Raw genomic sequence first — 12,278 nt, 5'->3', positions numbered from 1 at the left:
GCCTTCCCCGACAGCGACGACCTGCTCGGCGAGGCCCTCGTCGCGCTGTCCCGCAGCGGCTCGCCCTCCGCCCGCGAGGTCCTGGTCGGCCTCACCGTGCCCAGCGACGAGATCCGCTGGTGGCGCGATGTACCGACCGGGCCGGCCGGCGCCGCGCCATGGATGATCGAGGAACAACTGCGCACCGCCGCCCGCCAGATGCTTCTGGCGGGCGCTCTCGCCACACGCGCGCGTGCCGGCTATTACGGCGCCCGGCACCGCCGCCCCGCCGCCGCGTCCCTGGAGAATGTCCTCGTCGGCGCCGCGACCGGCGGCCGCCAGCTGACCGCGTTCGTGCCCGTCGACACCGGCCGCCTGCTCGCCGTACGCCTGCACCAGGCCCTGTACGCCGCCCGCGAGGCCATCGACTACCAGCGGGCCACCGGCGGCATGGACGCCTTCGACGGCGCCATCGAGGCGGGCGTCAGCCGTGAACTGACCGAGGCGCTCGTCACCCTGGTCCGTGGCACCGAGGGCGCCCGCGTCGCCGTCGAGTGGGCGCCCGGCGCCGGTGCCCCCGAGGGCTGTGCCGCGGGCGCCGAGGCCGTCGAGTTCTCGCCCGGCGACCTGCCCGTGCTGCGCGAGGCAGGGGCTCGCTATCTGCGCGAGGAACCGTCCATGCCGGTGCGGATCACCGGGACGGTGACCCGGATGCGCCGGTCGGGGCCGCGCGGCGAGGGCGCCGTACGGCTGCGGGTGATCGCGGGCGCCGAGGTGCCGCACATCCGGCTGACCCTGGACGAGGAGGGGTACCGCATCGCCGGGCACGCCCACCTCGTCGGACTGCCGGTGCGGGTGCACGGCCGGCTGGAGAGCCGGGGCGGCTTCCGCAGGCTCACCGGCGCCTCCGGGGTCGTTCCGGTGCAGGTGGACGACGCCGAGCGGGACCGGCTGATGAAGTCGCTCCAGGAGAACCTAGACTTCTTCGAGGAGGCCTGCGGAGGCGACGATCATGAAGCAGGCCTGGACGCCGACTTCGGGGACTGATTTCGCGGTGGGACGTCCCGGGTCGGTACGATCCGGTATTGCGCGCGCTCCAGGTACGGCGCCCGCACCCACCTTCAGTCAGGAGAGACCGGTGTCAGACGTCCGTGTGATCATCCAACGCGATTCCGAGCGGGAAGAGCGCACGGTGACGACGGGCACTACGGCCGCGGAGCTCTTCGCCGGCGAGCGCTCGATCATCGCCGCGCGCGTGGGCGGCGAGCTCAAGGACCTGTCGTACGTGCTCTCCGACGGGGAAGCGGTCGAGGGCGTCGAGATCTCCTCCGAGGACGGCCTGAACATCCTGCGCCACTCCACCGCGCATGTCATGGCGCAGGCCGTGCAGGAGCTGTTCCCCGAGGCCAAGCTGGGCATCGGCCCGCCGGTCAAGGACGGCTTCTACTACGACTTCGACGTCGAGAAGCCGTTCACGCCCGAGGATCTCAAGGCCATCGAGAAGAAGATGCAGGAGATCCAGAAGCGCGGGCAGAAGTTCTCCCGCCGTGTGGTCACCGACGAGGCCGCCCGTGAAGAGCTGGCCGGTGAGCCGTACAAGCTGGAGCTGATCGGCCTCAAGGGCGCGGCCTCCTCCGACGACGGCGCGGACGTCGAGGTCGGCGCGGGCGAGCTGACGATCTACGACAACCTGGATGCCAAGACCGGCGATCTGTGCTGGAAGGACCTCTGCCGCGGTCCCCACCTGCCCACCACCCGGAACATCCCGGCGTTCAAGCTGATGCGCAACGCGGCCGCCTACTGGCGCGGCAGCGAGAAGAACCCGATGCTCCAGCGCATCTACGGCACCGCCTGGCCCACCAAGGACGAGCTGAAGGCCCACCTCGACTTCCTCGCCGAGGCCGAGAAGCGCGACCACCGCAAGCTCGGCAACGAGCTGGACCTCTTCTCCATCCCCGAGCAGATCGGCTCCGGCCTCGCGGTCTTCCACCCCAAGGGCGGCATCATCCGCCGGGTGATGGAGGACTACTCGCGCCGCCGTCACGAGGAAGAGGGCTACGAGTTCGTCTACACCCCGCACGCGACCAAGGGGAAGCTCTTCGAGACGTCGGGCCACCTCGACTGGTACGCCGAGGGTATGTACCCGCCCATGCAGCTCGACGAGGGCGTGGACTACTACCTCAAGCCCATGAACTGCCCGATGCACAACCTGATCTTCGACGCGCGCGGCCGCTCGTACCGTGAACTGCCGCTGCGCCTCTTCGAGTTCGGGACCGTGTACCGGTACGAGAAGTCGGGCGTCGTGCACGGCCTGACGCGCGCGCGTGGCTTCACGCAGGACGACGCGCACATCTACTGCACGCGGGAGCAGATGTCGGAGGAGCTCGACAAGACGCTCACCTTCGTCCTCGGCCTGCTGCGCGACTACGGTCTGACCGACTTCTACCTGGAGCTGTCCACCAAGGACCCGGAGAAGTTCGTCGGCTCCGACGAGGTCTGGGAGGAGGCGACCGAGACGCTGCGCGAGGTCGCCGAGAAGCAGGGCCTGCCCCTGGTCCCCGATCCGGGCGGTGCCGCCTTCTACGGCCCGAAGATCTCGGTGCAGACCAAGGACGCCATCGGCCGCACCTGGCAGATGTCGACGATCCAGCTCGACTTCAACCTGCCGGAGCGGTTCAACCTCGAGTACACCTCGCCCGACGGCTCCAAGCAGCGCCCGGTCATGATCCACCGCGCCCTGTTCGGCTCCATCGAGCGGTTCTTCGCGGTGTTGCTTGAGCACTACGCGGGTGCGTTCCCGGCGTGGCTGGCGCCGGTGCAGGCGACCGGCATCCCGATCGGTGACGCGCACGTGGAGTACCTGGAGAAGTTCGCCGCGGCGGCCAAGAAGCGGGGGCTGCGGGTCGAGGTCGACTCCTCCTCCGACCGGATGCAGAAGAAGATCCGCAACGCCCAGAAGCAGAAGGTGCCCTTCATGGTCATCGCGGGCGACGAGGACATGGCGAACGGCTCGGTCTCCTTCCGCTACCGCGACGGTTCGCAGGAGAACGGCATCCCCTTCGACGAGGCGATCGCGAAGATCGTGAAGGTGGTCGAGGAGCGGGCGCAGGTCTGATCCGGCGTTCCAGGGCCCTCGGGGCGGTGCTATGTCACATGTGACGTGTGACATCAGCTCCCTGGGGGCCCTTCGTCGTCCTCGCGGGAGAAGACCTGCAACAGCCACGACGAGAACGACCCGGTGACCGCGCCGAGCAGCGCCAGCCCGCAGGCCATCATCCCGGCCGCGATCAGCCGCCCGACCGTTGTGACGGGCGTGATGTCGCCGTACCCGACCGTGGAGAGCGTCGCGCAGGTCCACCAGACCGCGTCGCCGAAGGTCCGCATGGTCGCGTCCGGCGCCGCGTGCTCCTGCTGGTAGACGGCGAGGGCTCCGGCGAAGCCGAGCAACACGGTCGACAGTCCGGCGTAGGTGATCACCCGCGCGTGCAGCGCCAGCCGTGGCCGGCCGTGCCGACGCTGCACGGCCTCATACACCCGCACCACCCGCAACGGACGCAACAGAGGCAGCACCAGCACCACGGTGTCCAGCAGGTGCGACCGTACGAAGCCCAGCCGCCGCCCGCTCAGCCGCCACCGCACCGCGTAGTCGACGACGAAGAGCGCCCAGGCGCAGGCCAGCACGGCGAGGCACAGGTCCTGCCAGACGCCCGCCAGACCATGGGCAAGGACACGGACCGCATACGCGGCGAGATAGACCAGCGACGTGATCGCGAGGGGCACTTCAGCGCGCCGCTCCCAGCGGCCCTGGGGGCTGTCGGCATCCACCGGCTCAGCTTCGCCCGGGACGCCGGCCGCGCAACCCCGCCGACACGCCGCGAACGGGCGAAGCCATATGCTTCCTTGCATGACGAGTGAGCCGGAGCAGCAGTGGGGAGTGGGGACGCAGGACGCGTTCCAGCGCCTGTGGACGCCTCATCGGATGGCCTACATCCAGGGCGAGGGCAAGCCGACCGGCCCCGGTGCCGAGGACGGCTGCCCCTTCTGCTCCATCCCGGCCAAGTCCGACGAGGACGGCCTGGTCGTCAGGCGCGGCGAGCAGGTCTACGTCGTGCTCAACCTGTACCCGTACAACGGCGGGCACCTGATGGTCGTGCCCTACCGCCATGTCGCCGACTACACGGATCTCACCGGTCCGGAGACCGTCGAGCTGGCCGCGCTGACCAAGCAGGCGATGACGGCACTGCGGACCGCCTCCGGCGCGCACGGCTTCAACATCGGCATGAACCAGGGCTCCGTGGCGGGCGCGGGCATCGCCGCTCATCTGCACCAGCACATCGTCCCGCGCTGGGGCGGCGACACGAACTTCATGCCGGTCGTCGGCCACACGCGCGTGCTGCCCCAGCTCCTCGCCGACACCCGCAAGATGCTGGCGGAGGCCTGGCCGGCGGTCTGAGCCCGGCCCGGCCTCCGGCCGCCGCTACGCGTCGTAAAGATCCGCCTTCCTCGGCATCGGGTCCTGTACGGCCGTGCTGAGGAACGCCGACCTGTTGCCGAACTTCTCGGTGTCCACGCCGTTCTCCTCGAGCACCTTGATCGCCGCCGAGTGGACGACCCGCAGCACCGGTGTGGCGGCGCGCAGGGCGTCGTCGGCCATGAAGCGGTGGCGCCATGGCTGATCCGCCCACGCGTGCCGCAGGCCGAAGGGCTCGGGGAGGGTGATGGTGCCGCCGAGCCAGTTCAGCAGGGGCGGATACCAGGAGATCGGGGCCCGCACGGCCAGCCGGACCACCTCGTCGCTGTCGACCAGGGGAAGCTTCACCTTGCGGGTCTCCCACGGCTTGAACGACTTGGCGACTTCCTTCGTCGGCGCCTCGGGCTTGCTGGTGAACAGCCCGTTCACCGGGCCGAGGGCGTGGCCGGTGACCTCGATGCGCAGCGTCTGGTGCAGCACCGTCACCGTGATCAGCATGGTGATGACCAACTGCCCGTCCCAGAGCACCCACTGGACACCCAGGTAGTGCCGGTCACCGCTGCCGAACTGCTGCTTGTTGCAGATGTCCTGTATCGCGTGGGACTTGATCTGGTAGGCGTCCACGTCGGTGCCCTCGGGCCGGGACACCGCCTTGGCGTTCTCCGCGATGGGCGTGACGATCCAGTGGCGTATGGACGCCTTGGGGAAGCCGCCGGTGTTCAGCGTGTTCCGCTCCAGCATGCGCAACTGGTCGTGGATGGACCGGACGACGTCCCAGCTGCGGAACGGGTGGATCTCCCGGTCCGCGTCGGCGGGGATCAGATCCTCGGCGAGCTGCCAGGAGCCCCAGCGCGTGCCCATGCCGAGTATGCCCTTGGGCCCGGCGTAGAACACGGAGTTGGACTGCTGCTCGGCGCTGAGCTTGGCCAGGGACTGGCGCAGCTGCTCGGCCGCGGTCTCGCCGGGGCTGCTCGGCACCGCTTCCGGCACCTTCGCGCCGACGCTGCTGCCGGCCAGCAGACTGTCCCACCGCCCCCGCAGGTCCTTCGCCGTGCGCTCGCAGATCTGCTTGGCCCAGAACCAGCCGACCACCGGCATGACCACACAAGCCCGCGCATACCAGAGCCAGAAGCCGGAGAACGGCGTACGGATCAGGAAGATCACGGCGAGGGCGCCCGCCGCGACGAGCAGCCCGGTGGCGAACGCGCCGGCCTGCTTGTCGTCCCGCTTGGCGATGATGGATCGGAGCGTGAAGATCAGCAGCCAGACCAGGAGCCCGGGCAGGAACAGCACACCGCACAGCACCATGACGAGGCTCAGCAGTCTGTCGCGGTCCTTGCGGATGTTGTTCGCGGCCAGGCAGTGCTCCACGACGACCTGAGGTTCGCTGCCGAAGGACTGGATGAGCGGCTTGCGGCCGGGGCCCAGCATGCGGTCCACCACGGCCCGCGAGAAGGCCTCACCCAGGTTGGGCCGGAAGATCTTTGCCCACTTGAGGCCTTCCTTGACCGTGGTCTGGTGCCATTCGTTGTCGGCCTTCTTGATGTCGCCGACCAGATTGTCCCGATAGGCCGCCGAGGCCAGCGCGAACGTCGCCGTCTGGTCCCCGTCGCCCGTGCGCGGCACCTGCGGACCGAAGATGTCCGCGTAGCCGCTGTCAAAGGTCATTCCCGCCCCCGATCGCCGCAACTCTCGCTTCTGCGGCCTTCCCGACTTCCTTGCCCTGCACACCTGTTGATCAGGTCTTCAGCGTATCCGCAGGCACTGACACCCGTCGGCGGACGGTCGAAAGCACCTCTTTTCGGCTCGTTCGCCTCCGGGGCGCTCCAGCCGGTGTCGAGAGTCCGACCGTGCTCAGCGCTTCGCGCCTCCGCGCGCTCGAACTCTCGACACCGGCACGCCCCTACGGCTCACTCGCGTCGCCGACGCGGAGGGGAGCGTTCCGCACAGCCTGCTGTTGTCTCCAACTATGAGGCGCTGCGCGTCTCTTCACGGATCCTTTCGGCGATCTGCGGCGGCATCGGCTCGTGCCGCGCGTACGAACGGTTGAAGCGCGCTGTGCCGTGCGACAGGGACCGCAGGTCGACGGCGTACCGGCCGATCTCGATCTCCGGCACCTCGGCCCGTACGAGGGTCCGCGCGCCGGTCGTCTGCTCGGTGCCCAGCACCCGGCCGCGCCGCCCCGACAGGTCGCTCATCACGGCGCCCACATAGTCGTCGCCGACCAGGACGGTCACCTCGGCCACCGGCTCCAGCAGATGGATCTTCGCGTCGGCCGCCGCCTCCCGCAGCGCCAAGGCGCCCGCCGTCTGGAACGCGGCGTCGGAGGAGTCCACGGAGTGCGCCTTGCCGTCGAGGAGCGTCACCCGGATGTCGACGAGCGGGTGTCCGGCCGCAACTCCCTTGGCGGCCTGGGCCCTTACGCCCTTCTCGACCGACGGGATGAACTGCCGCGGCACCGCACCGCCGACCACCTTGTCCACGAACTCGATGCCCGAGCCGCCCGGCAGCGGCTCCACCTCGATCTCACAGATCGCGTACTGCCCGTGCCCGCCGGACTGCTTCACATGCCGGCCGCGCCCGGCGGACTTGTTCGCGAACGTCTCCCGTAGGGAGACCTTGTGCGGGATCACGTCGACCTGGACGCCGTACCGGTTGCGCAGCCGCTCCAGTGCGACATCCGCGTGCGCCTCGCCCAGACACCACAGCACCACCTGGTGGGTGTCCTGGTTCTGCTCGAGCCGCATGGTCGGATCTTCGGCGACCAGCCGGGACAGGCCCTGCGAGAGCTTGTCCTCGTCGGCCTTGCTGTGCGCCCGGATGGCCAGCGGCAGCAGCGGGTCGGGCATCTGCCAGGGCTCCATCAGGAGCGGGTCGTCCTTGGCCGAGAGCGTGTCGCCGGTCTCCGCGCGGCTCAGCTTCGCCACGGACGCCAAGTCCCCGGCGATGCAGTGGGTGAGCGTGCGCTGCTGTTTGCCGAACGGTGCGGACAGGGCGCCGATCCGTTCGTCGACGTCGTGGTCCTCGTGCCCGCGGTCGGCGAGGCCGTGCCCGGAGACATGCACGGTCTCGTCGGGGTGCAGGGTGCCGGAGAAGACGCGCACCAGGGAGACCCGGCCGACGTACGGGTCGGACGCCGTCTTCACGACCTCCGCGACGAGCGGCCCGTCCGGGTCGCAGAGCTTCAGCTCGCGCGGCTTGCCGTCGACCGTGGTGACCCGGGGTGCCTCGCGCTCCAGGGGGGTCGGGAAGCCGCCGGTGACCAGTTCCAGCAGCTCGACCGTGCCGAGGCCCTGCCGGGCGCCGTCGGCCGCGGGGGCGGCGGCCAGGACGGGGAAGAAGACCCCGCGCGCGACGGCCCGCTCCAGGTCGTCGATCAGCGTCTTGACGTCGATGCTCTCGCCGCCGAGGTACCGGTCCATGAGGGTCTCGTCCTCGCTCTCCGAGATGATCCCCTCGATCAGCCGGTTGCGAGCCTCCTCGATCAGCGGCAGTCGTTCCGGATCCGGATCCGACTCCTTGCGCTCGCCGGTCGAGTAGTCGAACAGCTTCTGCGACAGCAGCCCGATCAGCCCGGTCACGGGCGCGTGCCCGTCGGGCCCCTGCGGACCGTGCAGTGGCAGATACAGCGGCAGTACGGCGTCGGGGTCGTCCCCGCCGAGGGCCTCAGCGCAGATCCGCGTCATCTCCTCGTAGTCGGCGCGCGCGGCCTCCAGGTGCGTGACGACGATCGCGCGGGGCATGCCGACGGCAGCGCACTCCTCCCACACCATGCGGGTCGAGCCGTCCACCCCGTCCGACGCGGAGACGACGAAAAGGGCCGCGTCCGCCGCTCGCAGACCGGCCCTGAGCTCTCCGACGAAGTCGGCGTATCCGGGGGTGTCGAGGATGTTGACCTTGATGCCGTCCCATTCGACAGGCACCAGGGAGAGCTGCACCGAACGCTGCTGCCGGTGCTCGATCTCGTCGTAGTCCGAAACGGTGCCGCCGTCCTCCACACGGCCCGCCCGGTTCACTGCCCCCGCTGTGAGCGCGAGGGCTTCCACCAACGTGGTCTTGCCCGATCCGCTGTGGCCGACCAGCACCACATTCCGTACGGACGCGGGGTGGTCGGCCGCTGTTGCCCTGCCGGCGGCTCCGGGGTGTGCGTTCGCCTTGTCGCCCATGGCCTTGCCTCCCGTGCACGGTGAGGTCTCTGTGGGCGCGGACACGCGGCTCCGCGTGCGGTGGCGGCTCCGGCGACGCCCGCGGTCCTTCGAGCTTTCCACTCCCGTCACGGTGCGTCCATACGAGGGACGCGATCTGGCCGCCTGCCGTCTGTTGCGAACCGTCCGGCCGCTCCGACGGCCGGTGGCGGGTGCCCGGACGTCGCCGACACGCGCGCGTGGCTACGATGGGCCAGCCGGTAGCCAGCAGGGGCCGTCCGGCGACACCGAGCCCTCGGGAAGGCCATGCTGAACAAGTACGCGCGTGCATTCTTCACGCGTGTCCTCACACCGTTCGCCGCGTTTCTCATCCGTCGTGGGGTCAGCCCCGACACGGTGACGCTCCTCGGCACCGCCGGAGTGGTCGCGGGAGCGCTGGTCTTCTACCCGATGGGCGAGTTCTTCTGGGGCACGGTCGTGATCACGCTGTTCGTGTTCTCCGACCTCGTCGACGGCAACATGGCCCGCCAGCTCGGCCGCTCCAGCCGCTGGGGTGCCTTCCTGGACTCCACGCTCGACCGGGTCGCCGACGGCGCGATCTTCGGCGGCTTCATCCTCTGGTACGCGGGGGGCGGCGACGACCTCGTCCTGTGCGCCGTCTCGATCTTCTGCCTGGCCAGCGGCCAGGTGGTGTCGTACACCAAGGCCCGCGGCGAGTCGATCGGCCTGCCGGTCGCGGTCAACGGGCTGGTCGAGCGCGCCGAGCGGCTGGTGATCTCCCTGGTCGCCGCCGGTCTCGCGGGCCTGCACGACTTCGGGGTGCCCGGTATCCAGTACCTGCTGCCGATCGCCCTGTGGGTCGTCGCCGTCGGCAGCCTGGTGACGCTGATCCAGCGGGTCGTCACGGTCCGCCGGGAGTCGGCCGAGGCGGACGAGGCCGCCGCGCGGGAAAATGCCTCCCAGGGGAGTGAGGCGGCGAAGTGAGCGCCCAGGACCGGCTGACGGACGCGCTGTACGGGATCGGCTGGGGCACGGTCAAGAAGCTCCCCGAGCCGGTCGCCGTACGGCTGGGGAACACGATCGCCGACGCCGCCTGGAAGCGGCGCGGCAAGGGCGTACGGCGGCTGGAGAGCAACTACGCGCGCGTGGTGCCGGGCGCGGGCCCGGAGCGCCTCGCCGAGCTCTCGCGCGCGGGCATGCGCTCGTATCTGCGCTACTGGATGGAGTCCTTCCGGCTGCCGGCCTGGAGCGCCGAGCGCATCAGGAACGGCTTCGACCCCAAGGACATCCACCACCTCACGGACGGCCTCGCCTCCGGCCGCGGCGTCGTCCTGGCCCTGCCCCACCTGGGCAACTGGGACCTGGCCGGCGCCTGGGTCACCACCCAGCTGGAGACGCCCTTCACCACGGTGGCCGAGCGCCTGAAGCCCGAGACGCTGTACGACCGTTTCGTCGCCTACCGCGAAGGCCTCGGCATGGAGGTCCTGCCGCACAGCGGCGGCACCGCCTTCGGCACCCTGGCCCGGCGGCTGCGTGACGGCGGCCTGGTCTGCCTGGTCGCCGACCGTGACCTGTCCGCCTCCGGCGTCGAGGTCGAGTTCTTCGGCGACACGGCCCGGATGCCCGCCGGACCGGCACTGCTCGCCCAGCAGACGGGCGCGCTGCTGCTGCCGGTGACCCTCTGGTACGACGACTCGCCCGTCATGCGGGGTCGTGTTCACCCGCCGATCGAGGTACCCGAGGCAGGTACGAAGGCCGAGAAGACGTCTGTCATGACACAGGCGTTGGCGGATGCCTTCGCCGGCGGGATCGCCGACCATCCGGAGGACTGGCACATGCTGCAGCGGCTGTGGCTCGCCGACCTGGAACCCCGACCGTCCGACGGGGAGCGGCCGTGAGAATCGGCATCGTCTGCCCGTACTCCTGGGACGTGCCGGGCGGCGTCCAGTTCCATATCCGCGACCTCGCCGAGTACTTCATCCGCCTCGGCCACGAAGTGTCCGTCCTCGCACCCGCCGACGACGACACCCCGCTCCCGCCGTACGTCGTCTCGGCTGGCCGCGCGGTCCCGGTGCCGTACAACGGCTCGGTGGCCCGGCTGAACTTCGGCTTCCTCTCGGCCGCGCGGGTACGGCGCTGGCTGCACGACGGCGCCTTCGACGTGGTCCACATCCACGAGCCGTCCTCGCCCTCGCTCGGCCTGCTCACCTGCTGGGCGGCGCAGGGCCCGATCGTCGCGACCTTCCACACGTCCAACCCGCGCTCCCGCGCGATGGTCGCCGCGTACGCGATCCTCCAGGCCGCGCTGGAGAAGATCAGCGCGCGGATCGCGGTGAGCGAGTACGCCCGCCGCACCCTCGTGGAACACCTCGGCGGCGACGCGGTGGTGATCCCGAACGGCGTGGACGTCGACTTCTTCGCCAAGGCCGAGCCCCGGCCCGAGTGGCAGGGCGACACGATCGGCTTCATCGGGCGCATCGACGAGCCCCGCAAGGGCCTGCCGGTGCTGATCAAGGCGCTGCCGAAGATCCTCGCCGCCCGTCCGCAGACCCGGCTGCTGGTCGCGGGGCGCGGGGACGAGGAGGAGGCCGTGGAGACGCTGCCCGAGGACATGCGCTCCCGCGTCGAGTTCCTCGGCATGGTCAGCGACGAGGACAAGGCCCGTCTGCTGCGCAGCGTCGACCTGTACGTCGCCCCCAACACCGGCGGCGAGAGCTTCGGCATCATCCTGGTCGAGGCCATGTCGGCGGGAGCCCCGGTGCTCGCCTCGGACCTGGACGCGTTCGCGCAGGTGCTCGACCAGGGCGCCGCGGGCGAGCTGTTCGCCAACGAGGACGCGAACGCCCTCGCCGAGGGCGCCGTACGCCTCCTTGAGGACCCGGAGCGCCGGGCCGAGCTGCGGGCACGCGGCAGCGCCCACGTCCGGAGGTTCGACTGGTCCACGGTCGGCGCGGACATCCTGTCGGTCTACGAGACGGTGACCGACGGGACGACGGCAGTGGCGGCCGCCGACGAGCGGTCGCCGGGGTTGCGGGCGCGGCTGGGGCTGGCGCGCGACTGACCCGGCACGCGCGCGTGGTCCTGCCGGTCGGACGCTGACCACAGTTGCTCCACACAGCCCGGCTAACCTTGCCGCCCGTGACCGCAACCCTCATCTGGATCCTCGTCGCCCTCGTGGTGATCGGCCTGTACCTGAGCTGGACCGCAGGCAGGCTCGACCGGCTGCACGCCCGCATCGACGCCACCCGCGCCGCGCTCGACGCCCAGCTGCTGCGCCGCGCCTCGGTGGCCCAGGAACTGGCGACCTCCGGCGTGCTCGATCCGGCCGCCTCGATCGTCCTGTACGAGGCCGCGCACGCCGCGCGGCAGGCGGAGGAGGAGCAACGGGAGGTCGCCGAGAGCGAGTTGAGCCAGGCGCTCCGGGCCGTGTTCGCCGAGGCGCAGCAGGTGGAGGCGGTTCGGGAGGCGCCCGGGGGAGAGGCGGCCACGCGTGAACTCACCGAGGCGGTACGCCGGGTGCCGATGGCCCGTCGCTTCCACAACGACGCCGTGGGAGCGGCCCGAAGGCTCCGGGAGCACCGCAAGGTGCGCTGGTTCCGGCTGGCCGGTCACGCGCCCTTCCCGCTGGCCTTCGAGATGGACGACGAGCCCCCGGCGGCCCTGATGGTGCGGGCCGCGTAGCC

Annotated in this window: 10 protein-coding genes; 7 read left to right on the top strand and 3 right to left on the bottom strand. The window is 70.6% G+C overall.

Features of this window, described 5'->3' with window-relative positions:
* Nucleotides 1-1,026, top strand: a 1,026-nt coding sequence (locus AB0I98_RS45710) for a hypothetical protein (RefSeq protein WP_362952000.1), incomplete at its 5' end; no start/stop codon positions are given.
* A 91-nt stretch (nucleotides 1,027-1,117) separates the two neighbouring features.
* Nucleotides 1,118-3,094: a threonine--tRNA ligase gene (gene thrS, locus AB0I98_RS45705; protein ID WP_362951999.1), complete on the top strand. Its 1,977-nt coding sequence runs from the start codon at nucleotides 1,118-1,120 to the stop codon at nucleotides 3,092-3,094.
* A 53-nt stretch (nucleotides 3,095-3,147) separates the two neighbouring features.
* Here thrS and AB0I98_RS45700 read toward each other — a convergent pair whose 3' ends face one another.
* Nucleotides 3,148-3,804, bottom strand: coding sequence for an ion channel (locus AB0I98_RS45700; protein WP_362951998.1), 657 nt, complete (start codon nucleotides 3,802-3,804; stop codon nucleotides 3,148-3,150).
* Between the two features lie 67 nt (nucleotides 3,805-3,871).
* Between AB0I98_RS45700 and AB0I98_RS45695 the strand changes: the two genes are divergently transcribed.
* A complete protein-coding gene (locus tag AB0I98_RS45695) occupies nucleotides 3,872-4,432 on the top strand; it encodes an HIT domain-containing protein (RefSeq protein WP_362951997.1) in 561 nt (186 codons plus the stop codon).
* A 24-nt stretch (nucleotides 4,433-4,456) separates the two neighbouring features.
* Here the strand turns inward: AB0I98_RS45695 and AB0I98_RS45690 are convergent, their stop codons facing one another.
* Both AB0I98_RS45690 and AB0I98_RS45685 read right to left on the bottom strand, forming a co-directional pair.
* Complete coding sequence (locus AB0I98_RS45690) at nucleotides 4,457-6,118, bottom strand: hypothetical protein (RefSeq protein WP_362951996.1); 1,662 nt, start codon at nucleotides 6,116-6,118, stop codon at nucleotides 4,457-4,459.
* 299 nt (nucleotides 6,119-6,417) lie between these two features.
* Nucleotides 6,418-8,616, bottom strand: a complete 2,199-nt coding sequence (locus AB0I98_RS45685; protein WP_362951995.1) for an elongation factor G-like protein EF-G2 — start codon at nucleotides 8,614-8,616, stop codon at nucleotides 6,418-6,420.
* Between the two features lie 285 nt (nucleotides 8,617-8,901).
* Here AB0I98_RS45685 and pgsA point away from each other — a divergent pair, with 285 nt between their 5' ends.
* The 4 genes from pgsA to AB0I98_RS45665 all read left to right on the top strand — a co-directional run bounded on the left by pgsA (nucleotide 8,902) and on the right by AB0I98_RS45665 (nucleotide 12,276).
* On the top strand, nucleotides 8,902-9,579 hold the full coding sequence (pgsA, locus tag AB0I98_RS45680; protein WP_328368088.1) for a phosphatidylinositol phosphate synthase: 678 nt from the start codon (nucleotides 8,902-8,904) through the stop codon (nucleotides 9,577-9,579).
* Nucleotides 9,576-10,493 carry a phosphatidylinositol mannoside acyltransferase gene (locus AB0I98_RS45675; protein ID WP_362951994.1) on the top strand — a complete coding sequence of 306 codons (918 nt, stop codon included), beginning with the start codon at nucleotides 9,576-9,578 and terminating at the stop codon, nucleotides 10,491-10,493. The genes pgsA and AB0I98_RS45675 overlap by 4 nt, the downstream gene beginning before the upstream one ends.
* Nucleotides 10,490-11,656 (top strand): glycosyltransferase family 4 protein, encoded by a 1,167-nt coding sequence (locus AB0I98_RS45670; protein WP_362951993.1) that lies wholly within the window; start codon nucleotides 10,490-10,492, stop codon nucleotides 11,654-11,656. The genes AB0I98_RS45675 and AB0I98_RS45670 overlap by 4 nt, the downstream gene beginning before the upstream one ends.
* 77 nt (nucleotides 11,657-11,733) lie before the next feature.
* Nucleotides 11,734-12,276, top strand: a complete 543-nt coding sequence (locus tag AB0I98_RS45665) for a hypothetical protein (RefSeq protein WP_328368097.1) — start codon at nucleotides 11,734-11,736, stop codon at nucleotides 12,274-12,276.
* The last annotated feature ends 2 nt before the right edge of the window (nucleotides 12,277-12,278 follow it).

Origin of the sequence: Streptomyces sp. NPDC050211, assembly GCF_040656035.1 — a bacterium.
GTDB lineage: Bacteria > Actinomycetota > Actinomycetes > Streptomycetales > Streptomycetaceae > Streptomyces.
This window is presented reverse-complemented; position numbering and strand designations above follow the sequence as displayed.